Genomic DNA, 20,674 nt, shown 5'->3' on the forward strand with positions numbered 1-20,674 from the left:
AGAGTAGGAAGAATATAAAATGACAAATCAACTGATTAAATCATCTGATTTTTTGATGAGTAATGATAGTCTTGAACGATCATTATATTCTGCTGAGTATATGATTAATAAAAGTTATTTACCTGATTTGGCAAAGATGTCAATTCTTCCTACTTTTAATATAGAAAATATTAATTTTAGCGCCGAAGTAAGATTGTTTAAATTAGAGAGATTGGTGCAGAATAATAAGCAATCTGTATTAGAAAGCCTGACTGCAATTTATACAGCTTTAGGTAAATCTGGACATAGTCTGTTTTTTGTTCTTGAAAGTGATGGCCATACAACTCAGATATATTTAGGTATAAAAAGTAAAATTAATAGTTTTGAAGGTCACAGTGCGGGGGAGTTATTAAAAGCAACTTTTGAAGGACAGTTTTCTGGAAGTAGTTTAAGTGCTATTTCAAATACACGTCTTTCTGAAATTTTTCAAAATACAGTCAATTATGAAGAGAGCGATAGTGCAGGAGTTACCGCAGTTACTGCAATTCCGTCTCTTTCAGTAGAAAACCGTGAAAACTTTATGCAAGGTATGGAGCGTTTTATTGATGCTGCAGAAGGAAAGGTTTATCAAGCAATTATTCTGGCGGAGGCTGTAGCAGAAGAGTTATTACAGACAATTAGTCGAGGCTATGAACAAATTTATACACAAATATCACCCTATGCGAAAAAGACTTTCAGTTATTCACAACAAGAGTCAGACAATGTTGCAGAAACTTTAAGTAGCGGAATTACTGAAACTTTAGCACAAAGTGTTGGACTAACTGAAACAAGAGGGCAAAGCACTGCAACAGGCACGAATGAAAGTAAGCAGACAGGTTCTTCTAACAATAAAGGTATATCTATTGCGCCTATTGGGCTAGGCGGGAACATTGGAGGTGGATATTCATCTTCTGAAACTAAAGGGAATAACTACACAGAATCTGAAAATACATCTGAAACTAATAATAAGACACAAACTTCTTCTAATGCACGCATGCAAAACTCAAGCACTACAAATGGTAAGACAATAGGTACGAGTGAGCAGAATACGATTGAATTTCAGAATAAATCTGTTCAACAAATGCTTAAAAAAGTTGACCAAAACTTAGAAAGACTTGATGAAATACAGTCTTTTGGCGGATGGAATTTTGCAGCCTATTTCATTGGAGATACACCAACTGTTTCACACGCATTAGGTAGTATTTATTATGGACTAATGAAAGGTGACGAATCAGCCTGTGAAGCATCTACAATTACAACATGGAGTCATACAAACAAGTCTTTGATTTTAAAGTATCTAAAAAATTTACAGCATCCTCAATTAAAACCACTTGCTGGATTAGATGTAAAAGTCTCTTTTATTACACCAACAACATTACTATCAACAAAAGAGATAGCATTGACGTTAAATTTACCCCAACACTCTACTTCTAGTGTGAGTGTGGTGGAAACTGTGCCATTTGGACGCTCAATACAGTATTTAAATAATGTAAAACATGAAGTTGATAATGGTATTGAACTAGGTGTTTTACGTCATCTATGGAAAGATTTTGATCAAAAAATAATTTTAGATAATAAGCAACTAACGCAACATACTTTAGTCTGTGGGTCGACCGGTTCTGGAAAAAGTAATACTTTATATACTATTTTAAGTAAACTTCGCCAACAAAAAATTCCATTTTTGGTTATTGAACCTGTGAAAGGTGAATATAAACATGTTTTTGGAAACTACGTGGATGTTTCAGTGTATGGTACTAATCCTAAACAGGCCCATTTATTAAAATTAAATCCTTTTAGTTTTCCTAATGAAATACATGTTTTAGAGCATGTTGATCGTTTGATTGAAATATTTAATGTATGTTGGCCAATGTATGCTGCTATGCCTGTCATCTTAAAAAAATCTATTTTACAAGCATATGAAAAAGTCGGTTGGGATTTGGATATTTCTGAGAGTATTCAGGAAGGTGTTATATTTCCTAGCTTTGCAGACGTTGCAATTTCTTTAAAAGAGATTATTCAAAACTCAGCATATTCTGAAGAGGTAAAAGGTAATTATATTGGTTCGTTAGAAACCAGAATTATGTCATTAACAGATGGCCTTAATGCACAATTGTTCAGCCAAAATGAGCTTAGTAATTCAATATTGTTTGATGAAAATGTGATTGTAGACTTGAGTCGAGTTGCATCATCTGAAACCAAGTCCTTGATTATGGGAGTCTTGGTGATGAAGTTAAATGAATATAGAACAAGTCAACGATTAGAAATGAATTCTGACTTAAGACATGTTGCTATCTTAGAGGAAGCCCATCATTTATTAAAGAGAACGAATACTAGTCAATCTATGGAATCAAGTAATTTAGTTGGTAAATCTGTAGAAATGCTAAGTGAGTCGATCGCTGAAATGCGTACTTATGGGCAAGGCTTTATTATTGTGGATCAATCACCAAATGCACTTGATATTTCGGCTATACGAAATACAAACACAAAAATTATTTTAAGATTACCTGAAGAGCAAGATAGGCAAGTTGTTGGTCGTTCTGTTGCCTTGAAAGATGAGCAATTAGAAGAAATTTCAAAATTGCCACAAGGGGTTGCGATTGTGCATCAAAGTAATTGGTTAGAGCCAATATTATGTAAGATTAATTTTTTTGCGCAGGATCATCAAAAGTTTCATTTTGAACAAAATACTGTAGACATAGTAAAAGTGAAAGATGTCCAGCAAGAAGTTGTTTCTTTTCTACTTCATGTAGGTAGTCGCTTACCTGATGATTACATTTATCAAAATATTGATTTTTTGAATAAAAATCTAGGTCTTATTCCTGATACGATGACTCGTATAGAGATTAATCAATTAATACAGGATTATAAAGATAAGAATATTAAACTTGATGCAATAAAAGATTTTAATAAAGTTAGTCAACTTATTGTCAAAACATTAAATCTAGAGGATAGATTAGAGCCACTTTTGAAAAAATCACTTGATGTAGTGGATTTTGATAATCAGTTGAATCTATATATTTTGAATCAAGATAATCTTTTACAATTAGAACTTAAACAGGCTTGTTTAAAGTATTTAACAAGTATAGATAATGGGTATCTAAAAGCATATAAGGTATGGTCTGACCATCACCAAAATAATGCTGTATTATAAATATAATTAGGGGGAATATTGTGGAATTTTCAGCAATAACAAATGTATTAAAATCATTTGCGGAAGTTAGCGGAGTTGAAGTAAAAGATGAATGGTATAAAAGTTCTCCTTTTGTTGAAAAAGCAGAAAAATATGACATAACCATGTTAGATCAACCTATTTTCAAAACCTTTGATTTGAATCAAGTAAATGATTTCGAACAAACTAGTCAAACATTTCAAAAAAGTTTTGTACCTCGTGAATATGATGAAAATGGTAATTCAAATGGTTCATGGACGGGTGAATCTGGGAACTCTACCTGGGAACCAAATAAAGAAAAAATTCCTGATCCAATGAATGGAAAAAATGGCAATCCAGATGGATTAACTTGGGAAAATATTTTAGATAAATATGAAATTGATGGAATAACATTTAGGGATGGAGAGCCCGATTTTAGTGAAGTAATGAAAGATCAAGTTGAAATCGGTGATTTTACCACTGATAGGCGTATAAATTTCAACCAAGCTGATGTTGCTTTGGCTGAAAAATGGGATATGTCGCCAAGAGAAGTCGCGGATTGGCGAAAAGAAAATAATTATACTTGGCATGAATGTAAAGACTGTAAAACAATGCAATTAGTTCCATGTGAGGTGCATAATAATATTCCTCATGAAGGAGGAATTGCTGTAAAAAAACGTGAATTGAATAATTAAGGTGTATTTAAATGAAAATCTTAGAAACAGAAGTTGGGATATTAGAGTTTAATTATGGTTGGACTAAACCAATTAGTATAGATATTGATTTTCAATCTTTTGAAATTAATTTAGTATTTGAAGCATTCGATGGAGAGTTAGTTTCTGATCAACAATTGAATAATTATAAGTTATTTAAACAGGAGCAGAGTAAGTATGAAGGGAGTATTTTAAGACTAATAAATGAGTATATATTAAAAGAATCTATTCAAAATAAAAAATTTACTCCAACAAGTTTAGTCTTTAAAAGAGATGGTAGTTTTGGATTGCTTTGTGATTGTGACTGGGATATTGATCAAGGGGTTGTTGTTATTTTATCCCCAAATGAGATGGTTAAAAATCAAGATTACTTTCTTTAGATTTTAAATTAATTAGAATTGAAATATTTATTGGTTTCTCCAAAATGTGCTGTTTCATCTTGATTTTAAATAATAAGAGAAATGACACATTTTGGAGATATTCTGAGGTTAATTTTTAATTAGGGGGTGAAAATATTAATTTAAAATGTTGTTATTTTTTATTAAGTTGTAGGGGGGTTAAAATATAAGGTTAAAAGTCTATATCTGGAGAGAATTTAATACTATCCATTTATTGTAGGTTAAAAGATTATATTTCAGCTTCTTTTGAATATGGGACGGCTTTGTTGCATAAACATTCAAAAGCTGAGTTTTCCCCAATCCATTCAAATTTAAGTGACAACTTGGGTGTGAGGTCTACCTAATTCCGTAAATCTATTCAGAACTGCCACACGCGCATGAATTTCATTGACCTGACTTTGAAAATGTCTTGCCGTCAGCTTATCTCCTAATAATTTGATGCAATGCATCTTGGTTTCCACCAAACTGCGACGGTGATAGCACGACCATTTTTTCCATAGAGTTCTGCCTAAATGTTTAACCGTTTGAAGTAACTCATTTCGTTCTATTGAACTGATTTTAGAATCTTTCCAGGGCTTGGCATTCTTTCTGGGTGGAATTACTGCATGTGCTTGACGATCTGAAATCAATTGTCTGCAGCACTTCGTGTCGTACGCCCCATCGGTATAGACAGAATCTATTCGCTCATCTAGTGGGATTTGATCCAGTAAATCACCTAGTACTTGTGAATCCTGACATTATTTGTCGTAAGCTGAATGGCACGTATTTGCAGTGTTTCAGCATCTATAGCAATATGCAGTTTACGCCATTGCCGACGGTATTCAGGCTGATGTTTCTTACGCTTCCATTCGCCTTCACCTAAAAATTTTAAACCCGTAGAGTCGACGAGTAGGTGTAACCCATCACGACTTTTCTGATAGCTTATCGCAATATCAATATGCTTTTGTCGTCTACAGAGGGTGGAGTACGAATATCACTGATATTCGGGGCGGTCCAATTCAAGCCACTGAGTTTAATCAGGCTTTGAGCAAAGCCAGTGACCATACGTAAAGAAAGACGGAATAGAGATTTGATCATTAAACAGCATTGAATCGCTGTATCGGAATAAGTTTGATTTCGTCCGTGCTTGCCTTGTGGTTGTGCATACCATTGGGTCTTCGGATCAAACCAGATTGAAATATTCCCTCGCTTGATTAAAGCTTGGTTATACGAGGACCAGTTGGTTGTACGGTAGATTTTAGGTGCAGGCTTCTTCATCTGGAAATTATATTGCTGAAGAAGCCTTCAAGAATAGCTTTGTGCAACAAAGCCGTTTGGTGTAGTAACTCAACTGATGGCTCTAGTTTTTCTCTTTTCAAGTTAATTGTTTATCCAAGATTTAGGTTAATTAATTTGATTTAAGTTTCACCTTTTAATATTTATAACTTAGTTCCGTATTCTTGAATTACACTTCTATTGTACCTTGAAATATAAAATAGTCTTGAAGAGAAATTTTTTATGATGTCATGATTGTCTAGATTCTTAGAATATATAAATATACAGATCTGTCTATAAAAAGGTAGACATGGTTATATTTTTTGTTAAAATTTGCGCATTTTTATTACATTAGAATTACAGTTGCTCAGATGGTATATAAATTTAAAAAAAAAGCGCTCATTTTTTGTATGACGTTAGTTAGTTTTAATAGCTATTCAGCAATTGATCTTCCAGCAGAAATTACACATCGTCAGGAACAAAGAGACGAGGCGCTACAGAAACAAATACAGCCTGAAGTAAACGTAAATTTAGGAATAGAATCTCAAAAAATACCTTTAAAACAATTAGAGTATTTAAAATCAAACAGTGAAGAGATCTGTTTTGATATTAAAAAATTCATTTTGATGGGGGATGATGCGCGTAATTTTACTTTTGCATTGCGCTCAATCACGCAGGGGGAGAATAATATTATTGGTCGTTGTATTGGAGTACAAGGACTTAACCAAGCACTTGATTTAGTTCAAAATAATATTATTCGTCATGGCTATGTGACAACACGAATGTTATTGCCTCAACAAAATATTGCATCGGGTGAAATCAAACTTCAAGTTATCGCAGGTAAGGTGGATCAAATCCAGTTCGTTTCAGGTACCTCAAAACGTGCACATAAATTCAATGCACTTCCTGTGAGGTCTGGTGATATTTTGAATATTCGAGATATCGAACAAGGTTTAGAAAATTTCAAACGTGTGCCAACAGTGGAAGCTGATTTTAAAATTAAACCTTCGGAGCAGTACAATGCACCTGGTTATAGCGACTTGGAGTTGGCATGGCAACAGTCCAAACCTTACCGCATCCACTTAGGTGTGGATGATGCAGGTTCGGATTCGACAGGAAAATATCAAGGAACTGCGACACTATCACTCGACAATCTGTTAACAGCAAATGATCTATTCTACGGTAGCTATAATCATGATTTAGGTGGTGGCGATTCTGGAAAACGTGGTACAGAGGGTTACTATCTCAGCTATAGTATTCCACTAAAATACTGGTTACTGAGCACGAGCTATAGTCAATCAGATTATAACCAAACGGTAGCAGGTCCACTTGAGAGCTACGAATATAGTGGTAAAAGCAAATTGATTGGTGCTGATTTATCTCGAGTTCTTTATCGAGATGCCCGCAGAAAAACTACTGCGAGTATAGGTGGCTGGTATAGGGAATCTCAAAACTATATTAACGATACTGAAATTGAAGTCCAACGCAGAAAAACAGCAGGCTGGAAAACCAGTCTGGATCATACCGAATATCTCTCAGCTGCTACTTTATCTGGCAACGTGACCTACAAACGTGGGACAGGCGCCTTTAATGCCATGTACGCACCAGAAGAAGAATATGGTGAAGCCTATACCCATGTCGGGATATTACAGGCCAATGCCAGCTTACAAGTTCCATTCAAAGTGGGTCAGCAATCTTTGCAATACCTTGCCGAATGGCGCATGCAGCATAGCCAAAAACCATTAACCCCTCAAGATCGCTTCTCGATTGGTAACCGCTATACCGTCAGAGGTTTTGATGGAGAACAGACTTTACTGGCTGATAATGGTTTACTCATTCGAAATGAATTGAGTGGAAGCATTCCTAAAGTTCCAATGCAATGGTATGCAGGGGTTGATTATGGCGAAGTGGGTGGACAAACCGCCCATGAACCCAATCCATTACTCGGGACGAGTTTGATGGGTGCTGTTGTTGGTTTGAGAGGCCAAGCATTTAACTCAGTGAGTTATGATGTCTTTATGGGTGCGCCACTTAAGAAACCGGATCGCTATAAAACAGACAATGTGACAACAGGCTTTAGTTTGAACTGGATGTACTAATTCCAGTTCATCTGAGTAAAGCAGTGAATGATTTTTTATAACTCATTATAAATAAACAAATTTAGATATTTAGAATTTTAGGTAGACCACCATGAATAAGAACCGCTATCGCGTGATATATAGCCAAGCACGAGGTGTGTTTGTTGCCGTTGCTGAGATTGTGAAGAGCCGTACCAAAACAGCAGGGCAAAGCAGTGCCAATGGGGCAACAGAGTTAGAAAGTGAAGATGATGTTTCTCATATTACTTATAAAAAACTCAATCCGCTAAATTTCTCAATTATTAGTCTGCTGGGAGCTGTGATTTATACCATTCCGATGTCAAGTATCGGAAATACCCAGATTATTGCAGACAAGACTGCACCAATATCACAACAAGCGACTATATTAAATACGAGTAATGGTATTACCCAAGTCAATATTCAAACACCTAGTGCTGGAGGCGTTTCACGTAATACCTATAAACAATTTGATGTAGGACAAGAAGGCGTGATTTTAAATAACTCACGCAATAATGTTCAAACACAAATCGGAGGTTGGGTTCAAGGAAACCCATGGTTAGCAAAAGGCGAAGCCAAAGTCATTCTCAACGAAGTGAATAGCAGTAATCCGAGCCAACTTAAAGGTTATTTAGAAGTTGCTGGTAAATCGGCTCAAGTGGTTATTGCCAATCCATCAGGCTTAGTCTGTGATGGTTGTGGTGTAATTAATGCTGATCGCTTTACGTTGACCACAGGTCAAGCTGTGATGAACCAAGGTTATCTTGAGTCATTCCGAGTTCGAGAAGGTCAAGTGACCATTGAGGGCAAAGGACTCAATGGGAGTTTGACGCCTTATACTGATGTCTATGCACGTGCATTAAAAGTGAATGCAGGTCTATATGCCAATGAGTTGCATACAGTACTAGGACCGAATGATATTCAAGTGAAAGATCAGGTTCAACCAAATGTTACGCCTGTATCAGGTTCAAATAACGCCAATAGCAATACGACTACACCACAACCTGATTTTGCTCTTGATGTAGGGCAATTGGGTGGGATGTATGCAGGCAAGATTTATCTTGTGGGTACAGAGCAAGGTTTGGGGGTTCGTAACGCGGGCTCAATCAATGCGACCACAGCTCAGATGACCTTGAATGCCAATGGGGATCTAGTCAATACAGGCAATATTATTGCAAATAAAGATCAAATTGCTATTCAAGCACAAAATGTAAAAAATAGCGGCAATATTAGCAGTACACAGCATCAGATACATATCCAAGCCAATGACATTCAGAACAAGGGCTTAGTCGCGACCAATGACCAAATCAAGTTGGAAGCACGAGGTAAAATTAATAATAATGATGGTGTGATCAATGCTGGGCGTATTGATTTTACAGCACAAAACCTGAGTAATGACAAAGGTAAAATTGAACAAACAGGTTCACAGCAACTCAATATTACAGCAAAAGCTCTGGATAATAGCCAAGGTTTAATCGGTCAGGCTAGCAAAGAAAGTACAGGAACAACATTACCAGGGGGAAATACACAACCAACAGTGACTGATCCACAAGATCAATCTTCGGCACAAGATTCAAGCAGTATTGAAGTTGTTGATCCTGCAATACTCACTCCAAAAACCTTTGATGCAGGACAAATTAAAATTGCTCAAGATATGAGTAATATTGCAGGACATATCATCAACAATGCTGATATCAGCCTTAAAGTACAAGACAGTATTAAAAATAATGGTGGTAAAATTCAACTCCCTGAGTTGCAGTTCAATGGGCAAAACTTTGAAAATAAAGAAGGTCAATTAACAGCTAAAGTGATTAATATCACTGCACAAAATGCCGATAACCAAAAAGGTTTGATTGATGCGCTAGAGAGCTTTGATTTAAATACACAGCAATTGAACAACAATCAAGGTCGCTTACAAAGTTCAAAAACGCTTAACTTAAGTTCCAATCAAATCGATAACAGCACAGGACATATACTTGCTAACGATACTTTGATACTGAATTCAGAGCAGACCAATAATACTGAAGGTGTAATTGCTTCAGTCAATACCGATGCACAATTAAATATCACAGCCTTAGAAAATAACAAGGGCGAGATTTCTGCTCAAAATGTACAACTCAATGGGCAAACCTTAAATAACCACCAAGGAACGATTCAATCCAAAGTGGGTGATTTGACTTTAAAAGTTGATCGAATTGACAATGGAAATGCACAAGATTCGGCCGGAAGTTTAGTTGCTGGTAAAAACCTCAATATCACAGCACAGCATTTGAATAGCACAGGACAAATCTATGCAGGTGATACTGCAGATTTAACGGTGAAACAACTGCAACAAGATGGACAATTGGCTGCACGCAATAAAATCAAAGTGCAGTCTGATAGTATTAGCAGTAAGCAAAATGCGATTTGGGCAACAGGTTTAGATCAAGATGGCAAACTCAGCCAAGGTGATGCGACGCTCAATATTAATGCACAAAAGGTACAAATTGCGGGCAAAGTCTTATCGGGTTCTGAAATTCAAATTGATGCAGTCCAAAGTGCAGACTTAAGTTTAAGCGAGAACCAAGCAAAAAATATAAAAATCCAAACCAAACAGCTTAAAACTGAAAGTGCAAAAGTCATTGCAGATCAACAACTAGATTTAACGGCAACACAAAATATTGATAATCAAAAAGGTCAATATAGTGCCAATCAAATCAATATTGATACGAATCATCTGAACAACGACCAAGGCCTGATTCAACATACAGGACAGAATGATTTTATTTTGAATATTGCCGATCGTATTGATAACAATACAGGTAAGATCATCAGTAATGCGAACAATACTGAAATTAAAACGACTAGTTTGAATTCAAATGCAGGTGAAATTCTACATGCTGGAAATCAACAACTCAAGATCACTGCGAAAAGTCTACAAGGGCAAAAAGGGACAATTCAAAGTAATAGTAAACTACAACTTGAATTGGGTGCTACTAATTTAGATAACGCCACAACCACAGCGCGAAATATCAATCTCAATGCGATAAGCTTAAGCCATCAACAAGGTCAATTGATTCAAAGTGATGCCAATGGACAACTCAATGTCAATGTTGAACAAGCTTTAAATAATACCTCAGGTGTGATCAGTGCAGCGGGTCATGCCAAGATAAAAACTGCCGATTTAAATAATCAACAAGGTGTGATCCAAAGCCTTGCACAAAAAGATTTTATGATCGACAGTAAGACAGTTGAAAATGCTTCTGGCAAAATCATTGTTGGGCGTGATGCCAATTTACATGTCGGCCAATTAAACAATGATACAGGAATAGTGTATGCTGATGGAAAGCTTGATCTTCAAGCGGAACAGAATGTTAGCAATCAGCAAGGACTAATTGCTGCAAAGCAAGCTCTAAGCATAAAAGGGCAAGCGCTGAACAATCAAAAGGGACAAATCCAATCTGAACAAAGTGATGTCAATTTAAACCTCACACAAACAATCAATAACCACTCAGGCCATATTCAGTCTACGCAAGCCTTGAACATACAAAGCCCGGATTTAAATAATAAAAATGGGCAGTTGATTTCAGGTGCAGATAGCCAACTCAATGTTACAGACCTGAATAACCAAGCGGGTACGATTTACGCTAAAAAACAATTAGATGTGAGCGTGTCCGCTACTGCAGATAACAGCGCAGGAACCATTGCTGCTGAGCAAAACCTGAATTTAAATGCGCAACAATTGTTGAATGATGCAGGACAAATCCGTTCAGAAAATGTCGATGCCACGCTAAATATTACGCAAAGTATTGCCAACAACACGGGCTTAATTTCAGCGGGCAAAGATTTAAATCTCACAGCACAAGATGTTCAGTCACAAAAAGGTAAATTGCAATCAGGTGCCAATGCTCAAATTAAAGTCAGAAATTTAGACAATACCGAAGGTGTTATCTATGCAGCAGAACAACTACAACTTAATGCAACAGGTGAGTTGAACAATAGTAAAGGTGTGGTTGCAGCCGAACAATTGGCAGACATTACCGCAAGTACTGTGAAAAATGATGCAGGACAAATCCGTTCGCAACAAGATCAATTGAAGCTGAATGTTGAAAATGAATTGAGTAATTTGGCAGGCGAAATATCTGCAAATAAAGCGATTGAATTAACTGCCAATACACTGAGTAATCAAAATGGTAAAGTGATTGCAGGTACATCATTGCATGCAACTACTCAGCAGATTGACAATACGACAGGTACAATCTACGCCAAAGACCAACTCAACCTCAATGTTGCGGATCAGCTGAATAACCAATCAGGAACAATTGCTGCCAATCAACAGGTACAGATTCAAGCGAAGAATTTAAATAATAATGCAGGAAAAATCCGTTCAGAACAAAATCTGCTGGATTTAAACGTACAGCAAACGCTTGATAATCAGTCTGGAGAAATATTTGCTGGTACCAATGCCAAGGTGAATACGACCACGTTGAATAATCAGCAAGGGACGATTTATGCTAAAAATCAAATTGATCTCACAGCGGGACAACTGAATAACCAACAAGGGCAAGTGTATTCAGCAGATTCGGCAACGGTCACTGTCAAAGGCGATATTCAAAACCAAAAAGGTGTATTGGTTGCGGAGCAAAACCTGAATGTTCAAAGCCAAAAATTGGATAATACAGAAGGTACCTTACGTTCTGAAAAAGCAGATTTAACCCTGAATGCACAAGGGCAACTGATTAACCAACAAGGTGATATTTATGCAGGGCAGAATGCGAGCTTAACGACACAGAATTTAGTGAATACTGCTGGGCAAATTGCCTCAAAAAATCAATTGAATATTGATACGCGACAGCAACAACTTAATAACCAAAACGGTAAAATCATTGCCAAAGCTGTAGATTTGAAAACGGGAACATTGGACAACCAGACTGGTTTAATCCAAGGTGAGCAATCCGTTAAAATCGATACCCAAAATCATGCATTGTTTAATAATAATTCAGGCGAGCAGGCAGGAATACTCAGCCAAGGTCGTCTTGAAATTGCAAATGTTTCCCAACTGGATAATATCAGTGGTTATATTGCAGCAGTAGGCTCAGCCAATATTACCACTCAAAATACCAATAATAACCAAGGGAAAATTAATAGCCAATCTGACTTGACGATCAGTCAGCAAAGTTCAGGCGGTCGCATTGATAACTTGGCTGGACAAATCCAAGCACAAAAGAATGTGAATTTGAATGTCGATACGCTGAATAATAGCGGTGTTGCAAGTCACATCGTGGCTGGTGAAAAGCTGACAGTAAATACGCAGACATTGCTTAATGCTCAAACCAAAGATAGCACTGTGCTTGGCGGTTTAGATGCAAAAAATATTGAGATTAATGCACAAGAATTGGATAACCAAGTCGGTGCAATTCGTGCTAGCGAAAATGCAACACTAAATATTCAAAATCAACTGTCTAACCAATCAGGTTCGATCAGCAGTTTAGATCGCTTAACTATAGGTACACCTAATAAAACCCTCAATGTGAACAATATGGGAGGTGAATTACTTGCTAAAAACCAACTGAACCTGAAAGCCAATGAATTGATCAACAAAGGTAAAATTATCAGTGAAGGCAATGTTGATATTGATATCAAACAAAGCTATACCCATACCCAAGATGATCAAATTGCAGCAAATGGCACACTGAAGTTCAATACTGACAATGATCTGATTAATCAGTCAGAATTGACGGCAGGTCAAAAACTAGAATTAAGTGCGAAAAATATTAAAAATGAAGCTGGTGCTAGCATTTCATCGAATGAAACACATTTAACAGCACAAGATACAGTGCATAACCAAGGCTTAATTAACGGTGAGTTGACCCATATTCAAGCCAATCGTGTGTGGAATGATGGCGCACGTATTTATGGTACACAAGTTTCAATACAAGCCAAGACCTTAGACAATAAATCCAATACAGCTGGTACAGGAGCTGTGATAGCTTCTCGTGGAGATATGGACTTAGGCATTGTGACGCTAAACAACCAATCTGGTGGTGTGGTTAAAGAGAGTGCGCGTGATAATGCATGGATTTTTAGTTCTGGTGATTTAAATATTGGTGAAAGTTTAGATGGGAATTTGAAGGCCCAAGGTCAGGCTAATGTAATTAATAACCTAAGTGCTCGCATTGAGTCCTTAGGTGATATGACGTTGACTGCAAAAAATATTAATAATATTAATTTGAATTTTAAAGTTGATGAATTTCAAGTAGGTGGAGTTGAAAATAAACTTTATATTCAGCCAGACGGTAAAACGACGAAAATTCCAGCAGAGAATTTGATTTGGAGAAATTGGAGTAGAGCTGGGTTGTATAAATACGACACAACTCCAAATACTTTGCCTGAAAATGTTATTTTGGGGGAAACACCTATACCGAATGTTGAGTCAATTCAGTGTGTAGGAATTGGAGATGATGAAAGCTGTAATGTGAATTATAAAAAAAATGATCCTGTATGGGCGTTTTTTAAAATCATCCCTCCTTCAAAAGATGCGCCGACAGCGCCTAATATGGTTGCACCTGTTCCGCCAACAGGACAAGCGAGTTGTGAAGCAGGCACAGGCTATGATGCAGTTGCATGTACAGCATATCAAACAGCCCATGATCAATATGAAAAAGATCAAGAAACGTATGAGCAAGGTCTAGAGCAATATAAAAAAGACCTAGATGCTTGGAGTGAAGCAGATGAATCCGTTTATCAAGCACTTAGCGATGCAATCGAAGCCTATAACGAAAAATTTAGCAATTCGGAATTTAAGAAATGGACACAATACGAAGTTAAAGAAACTAAATTTAAGAGTGAAGTCATAAATTCTGCTCCTGCTGAAATTGTTGCTGGTGGAGATATCAATTTATATGGTGATGCCTTTACAAATGATAAAAGCCTTGTATTGGCGGGTAAAAAACTTAATGTTCAAATCGCTAAAGAAAATTTAAATCATATTGATGGTAAGGGTGTTGAAATCATCAAACAAACAGGAACGAGTCAATATACTTATTCCAAATGGCGGGGTGGATTTAAACGCTACCATCAACGCAAATGGGGGGATAAAGTCACCTACAACCCAGCAGATGAAGTGACAGAGATTGACTTACCTGTTAATCAATGGTTGGGGAATGTAAAAAAAATCATACTTCAAATCAGAATATATCTAAGGTTACAGCTGGAACCGCTGTGAGCAATGCTACAGGTGGAGAAGCGCCTGATCAGCAAATTGATCGTCAGCAACAAGGTCAGTCTAATCAAGTTACCGTTAATAGTGGCCAAAGCCTTTCGGTAAATGGGCAAACTGCTGATGTACCGAATTCGCCAGATCAATTAGATGTGAAGTCTCAAAATGATCAAAATATAGAGGCTGAACAACAACAAGTTAAAACTGTTGATACGGCAAAAAATCTACAAGCAGGTGATACAAATACTTCAGCGACTAAAGGTCAGGGTGAAATCGAAATTCGCTCGGTATCTATGGATTTCATGAGTTTGCCAAGCAATGCACTGTTTAGTACAACCAAAGACAGTCAGGCAAAGTTTTTAGTCGAAACAGACCCCGCATTTAGTAATTATAAAAATTGGCTCTCTTCTGACTATATGTTAGATGCGATGGAACTTGATCCTGCGACAAAACAAAAACGTCTTGGCGATGGTTATTATGAGCAAAGGCTCATCCAAGACCAAATTGCACAATTGACAGGGCAACGTTTCTTACAAGGTTATGGTAATGATGAGGAACAATATAAGTCATTAATGAACAATGCCTTAAGCTTTGCAAAACTCTATAACTTAAGACCAGGTATTGCATTGACAGCAGCACAGATTGCGCAATTGACGACGGACATTGTTTGGCTAGAAGAAAAAACCGTCAAGCTTGCTGATGGTACAACGACGAAAGCAGTGGTTCCACAAGTTTATGTGAAAGCTCGTGCAGGGGATTTAAAAGGCGATGGAACACTGATCAGTGCAGATCAAGTCAAAATCCAAGTGAAAGGCAATGTCCTAAATAATGCAACCATTGCAGGACGTGAAGCAATCCAAATTTCAGCGGATAATATCAATCAGTTGAATGGTCGGATGCAGGCAAACCAGATTGATTTAAACACTACAAAAGATTTAAACAATATTGGTGGAACGATCACCGCTGTTGAGTCTGCAAGCTTAAATATTGGTGGTAATTTCAACCAACGTAGTACGACACAAACGACCGTAAATAAAATAGGTGCAAGTGAATTTACCCGTGAAGGTTTTGATCGTAAAGCTGGAATTTACGTCACAGGTGTACCACTCACTCAAATTAGTAATAATACCGAAAATTTAAGCACTACACTGACTATACGGGTAGGTGGTGATACGATTCTGAAAGGTTCAGAAATTGTGAACAACAATGGTTCGAGTACTATTAAAACCGAGGGTAATTTAAATATAGGTGGTGTAAATACCTCGATCAACAATCGTGGCTATGCAAATAAAGATAATTTCAATTACGAGAAAAAGCAGGAAGATATTGGATCGGTCATTCAGAGTGTAGGGGATACACGTTTGCAAGCTGAAAATATCACAGTGAAAGGCTCACAAATTTCCAGTGAACAAGGATCGACCATACTATCAGCCCAGCAAAATATTGATATTTCAGAAGGTAGAAAGTTATCAGATACAGAGCAAGCATTTAAAGTTAAAGAAAAAAGCACGTTCAGTAAAACGGTACGCCAAGGCTATGTACGAAACATGAGTGATGAGGCAATTGCTAGTACTATTGATGGTAAAAATGTCATCCTTGATGCAAACAATATTGATATTCGTGGCAGTAATGTTGTTTCAGATGAGCTGACACAAATTCAAGCGAAAGAAAAAATCAAGATCAGTGCTGCAGAAAATCAGTATGCGAATGAAGCAGAATATAGCATTAAAAAATCTGGGTTTACTTCAAGTTTCTCAGATGGTGTAGCAAGTGTTGGCTATGGAAAGTCAAATATAAAACAAGATAACAAATCCCAATCAACATCGCTCACACAAAGCTTAGTGAGTAGTGTAAATGGCAATACCAACATTATTGCAGGTCAAGATTTAAATGCAGTAGCTTCAATCATAGAAGCGGGTAAAGACATCAACCTGATAGGTAAAAATGTTCATCTTGATGCTGCGGATGTACAGCAGGATACTCAATCAAAATTTGAGAGTAAGAGTTCAGGTGTCTCGATTGGCTTTACTTATAGTGGAGAAGCTGCCGCGGCAGCTTCTGCGAAGAAGAGCCAAGAGAATAATGACTTCTCGGACAGTGCAGTTGGCAAGATCATGTCCAGTGCAGAAACTGTGCGTAAAGCGACGATGGCAGCAACTACACCTGTTGTTTTCCAAGCACATAACCAAAAAACCAGCAAAACTAAAGATACGAGTTCAACTCAATCTGTAGGTACAGAAGTCAAAGCTGGTGGGAATTTAAATATTATTGCTACTGAGGGGGATATTCGTAGTCAAGGCGCGAAAATCTCGGCCGAAGGCGATGCATTGCTACATGCCAAAAACAATGTTGACTTGTTAGCAGCCCAAAATACTGAAAGCCAAACCGCGGATTCTAAACGTAAAGGCTTTAGTATTGATAACCGAGACCATATAGCCCCGCTAGGTGTTTATAATGACAAAGAAAAAGCCAATGGTGGTTTCGTACAAAGTGTAGGTACAGAACTTTCTGTAGGTGGAAAAACCACAATAAAAGCTGATGATGGCAACATTAATATTGTGGGCAGTAAAGTGGTATCTACAAATGACCTCGTCCTCAATGCGGGCAAAGACGTTAACATCAAATCAGCACAAAACAGCTTTAACCAAAATGAAGATAAAAAGAGCAAAGGCTGGGGAAGTGTACAGATCTCAGATACAGAACGTTTTGATGGTTACATGGCAAACCAAAACAAGGCGAATAATGAAAGTGTTAGCCAAGAACGTAGCCAAGTGGGCAGTTTAGATGGTAGCGTCAACATCAATGTTGGTAATAACTATAACCAAAAAGTAGCCGATGTCGTTGCAGGTAAAGATATCAACATTACCGCAAAAAACATCAGCATACTCGATGACCACAATATAGGCAGTGACAGCCAATCGAGCAAAGACCTTAAAGTCGGTGTATTTAGCCGAATTACATCCCCATTACTTGATCTAATTAATGCAGTAGATAATGCAGGTAAGAGCAAAGCCGATGATCGAACACAAGCCCTGCAAGGACTTGCAGCAGGCGCTCAAGCCTACCAAACAGCCAATACCGTAAACAACGTACAAAAAGATATCGCAGCACTTGCACAAGATCCGAATGCTGCTACTTCAAAAGCGGCACTGTTCAAAGCTGAAGCAGGCCTAGGCTTTAGCACCAGTAAGAACAATCAAGACAATAGCTATTCAGCATCGCAAGGCAATGTACTCAATGCAGGCGGCAACATTAACCTGACCAGTACAGAGGGAGATATTCACCTTCAAAATACACAAGTGAATGCCAAAGACAAAATCAGTCTAGATGCAGCCAAAAACATCTTACTCGAATCTGGACAAAGTAAAGAATATGCAGATGGCAAGAACAGTAACGCAGGCGCACAAGTCGGTGTAGGAGTATCGGTAGGCGCACAAACAGGTGTCTATGTCTATGCAGAAGCAGGTTATGGCAAAGGTAGCAATCACTTAGAAAGCACCACACATAACAACACGACACTGAATGCAGACAAAATCAGCATCAAGAGCCAAGGCGATACCACGCTGAAAGGTGCACAAGCCAAAGCCAACCGCATAGATGCAGATGTGGGTGGAAACTTAAACATCATCAGCCAGCAAGACACCCTAGACCAAAACAACAAACAAATGGGCGTAGGTGCACGTGTGCAAGTATCGGCTGGTACCGCATGGGATGCATCAGGAAATTTCAATAACTCAAGTGCGAAAGGCAACTCAAAGAGTGTTAATGAACAAAGTGGATTATTTGCAGGTGATGGTGGTTACCATGTCAAAGCAGACCATGTAGACCTAAAAGGTGGAGCAATTGCATCTACCGCATCAAAAGAAAACAATGACCTCACTGCGAATAGCTTAACATTTAGCAACATCGAAAATGAAAGCAGCCATAAAGCGACCACAGTGGCTCTGTCTGGCGGTACACGCTTTGGTGAAGAAAAAGGCACAGATAGTACAGGTGTGGAATACACCAACAATGTGAATTGGCGAGACAGCACCACATTCAGTCCGACGCTACCACAACAAGATAAAGACAGTGATAGCAGTACCACGTATGCCACGATTAGCGCAGGCAACATCAATATAGGTGGAAAAGACACAACAGTCGAAAAACTGGGTATTCATAGCGACATTAATACGGCTAACCAAAAAGTAGATGCATTACCAGATTTACAAGCCATCTTAGACAAACAAAAAATTGTAGCGGATGCAACGTCAACGATTGTTGCAGCTACACGTACTTATAGCCAAAACAAACAAGCCGAAGCAGAAGTGCAAAAGAAAGCAGCAGAAGCTCAAGCAATTGAAAAGTTAAAAGCAGAAGGCGGAGCAGATTGGGAAAAATATAACAGCACAGATGACTATGTAACGAAACAAAATCTTCTGAAAAATGCTTTACCAGCATACAAAGAGGCATCAGACCAAGCCCAAACATGGGGCATGGGCGGTAATAGTAGTCGAGCATTGAATGCAGTGACCACAGTGATTACAGCAGCATTGGGTGGACAAACCGACTTACAAGTGGTGACCAATACCCTAGCACCGTATGCAGCTCAGGTGATTGGGCAAGAATTTGGTCATGGAGAGGATAAAAACACGGCAGCACAGTTGGTATCTCATGCGATCTTGGGTGCAACGCTAGCCTACATTAACGGTGGCGACCCAACGGCAGGTGGAAGTGCGGCGGTGGCTAGTGAAGCAGCAGCAAACTACTTAACCAACCAACTCGCAGAAAGATACAAAAATGATCCTAAATATTTTGTAAATGGAGAGTTCCAAGCAAATTTACTATCAGAAACTGAAAAGGCACAGATACGTGATTTAACGGCAGGTATTGGTGCTGTTATTGGTGGAGCAGCAGGAGATTCTAGCTATAACGCACAATTGGCAGGTGTGATTGGGCAGAATGCTGTGGAGAATAATAGTACTGCTGCTGATATGATTAATGCTAAATTGCAAGGTAAGACGCATGCTCAAGTAGCAGAAGATTTGGTTCAAGGTGCTGATGAACTATATCGGAAAAATAATTGTGCAGGATTAAGTGCCACAGCTTGTAATAGTAAAATGTATGCCGAGCGAAAAGAAGTACTTTGGTTAGCTACTGGTTTTCTTCCTGTAATTGGTGATATTCAAACACTAGCACAAGCAAAGTCTGCTGGTGATGTACTTTGGGCGATGGCTGGAATTGTCCCTGGGCTTGGCGAAGCTCGTCAGGCTTATAAAGTTGCTGAAAAAGCAGGTGACTTAGCTGGGATGAAAAAAGCCTTAGAACAAGGCGCAGCAATAGCAACTGAAAAAGGTTATGTGAATAAAACAAAAGTCACAGTAAATCAAACAGCACTAAAAGTTACTTCTAAAGCAGATCAAGATTTAGTTAATAGAATTGCTAAAGGTGAAGATAAAGGTGGAGAGCTGACTGAGCAATTATTTAATTCATTAGCAAAACAAAACGGATTTACAGTTGTTAAAGGCGGTAAATATGGTTCAAACAATGGGTTTGATCATATTTGGGTAGCAAAAGATGGCAGTGTTACGATTCTTTCTGACAGTAAACAAATTGCCAATGGTACTGTAAAACTCTCTTCAAATGCAGCGGGCGGAAATACGCAACTATCTGAAGCATGGGTTGCAGCAGTTTTAAAAGAGCTATCACCAAATGATCCAGCAAGATTAGCTATTGAGCAAGCAAGAAGGAGTGGAAAACTTCAAACAGCAGTAACAGGAGTAGATCGGGTTACTGGTCAAGCCGTGATTATTCCAGTCAGTGTACCCGCTAAATCAAAACCAACCGTGAAAAAATAATAGGAGGCTACG

General features: G+C 38.0%; 6 protein-coding genes and 1 pseudogene. 6 read left to right on the top strand and 1 reads right to left on the bottom strand.

The genetic code is table 11. The features are described 5' to 3' along the window. Positions 1-19 precede the first annotated feature (19 nt). Genes ACZ8ZH_RS03540 through ACZ8ZH_RS03550 form a run of 3 tightly spaced genes read left to right on the top strand, consistent with a single transcriptional unit; the run spans position 20 to position 4,259 of the window. The gene (locus ACZ8ZH_RS03540) at positions 20-3,169 is read left to right on the top strand and encodes a helicase HerA domain-containing protein (protein WP_119064979.1); all 3,150 of its coding nucleotides are present in this window, start codon (positions 20-22) and stop codon (positions 3,167-3,169) included. 20 nt (positions 3,170-3,189) lie between these two features. After that, positions 3,190-3,861, top strand: a complete 672-nt coding sequence (locus tag ACZ8ZH_RS03545; RefSeq protein WP_119064978.1) for an HNH endonuclease — start codon at positions 3,190-3,192, stop codon at positions 3,859-3,861. A gap of 11 nt (positions 3,862-3,872) precedes the next feature. Beyond that, positions 3,873-4,259 carry a hypothetical protein gene (locus tag ACZ8ZH_RS03550; protein ID WP_119064977.1) on the top strand — a complete coding sequence of 129 codons (387 nt, stop codon included), beginning with the start codon at positions 3,873-3,875 and terminating at the stop codon, positions 4,257-4,259. Positions 4,260-4,588: 329 nt separating this feature from the next. On the opposite strand, the pseudogene ACZ8ZH_RS03555 reads toward ACZ8ZH_RS03550, so the two are convergent. Further along, positions 4,589-5,534: pseudogene (locus ACZ8ZH_RS03555) on the bottom strand (IS5 family transposase). 407 nt (positions 5,535-5,941) lie between these two features. Here ACZ8ZH_RS03555 and ACZ8ZH_RS03560 point away from each other — a divergent pair. The 3 genes from ACZ8ZH_RS03560 (at position 5,942) to ACZ8ZH_RS03570 (ending at position 20,662) form a co-directional block, all read left to right on the top strand. Next, positions 5,942-7,630, top strand: coding sequence for a ShlB/FhaC/HecB family hemolysin secretion/activation protein (locus ACZ8ZH_RS03560; protein ID WP_228199390.1), 1,689 nt, complete (start codon positions 5,942-5,944; stop codon positions 7,628-7,630). A gap of 91 nt (positions 7,631-7,721) precedes the next feature. After that, positions 7,722-14,831 carry a two-partner secretion domain-containing protein gene (locus ACZ8ZH_RS03565; protein WP_470247851.1) on the top strand — a complete coding sequence of 2,370 codons (7,110 nt, stop codon included), beginning with the start codon at positions 7,722-7,724 and terminating at the stop codon, positions 14,829-14,831. Next, on the top strand, positions 14,828-20,662 hold the full coding sequence (locus tag ACZ8ZH_RS03570; protein WP_470247852.1) for a hemagglutinin repeat-containing protein: 5,835 nt from the start codon (positions 14,828-14,830) through the stop codon (positions 20,660-20,662). Before ACZ8ZH_RS03565 ends, ACZ8ZH_RS03570 begins: the two co-directional genes overlap by 4 nt. The last annotated feature ends 12 nt before the right edge of the window (positions 20,663-20,674 follow it).

Source organism: Acinetobacter sp. SW-226, assembly GCF_055632855.1.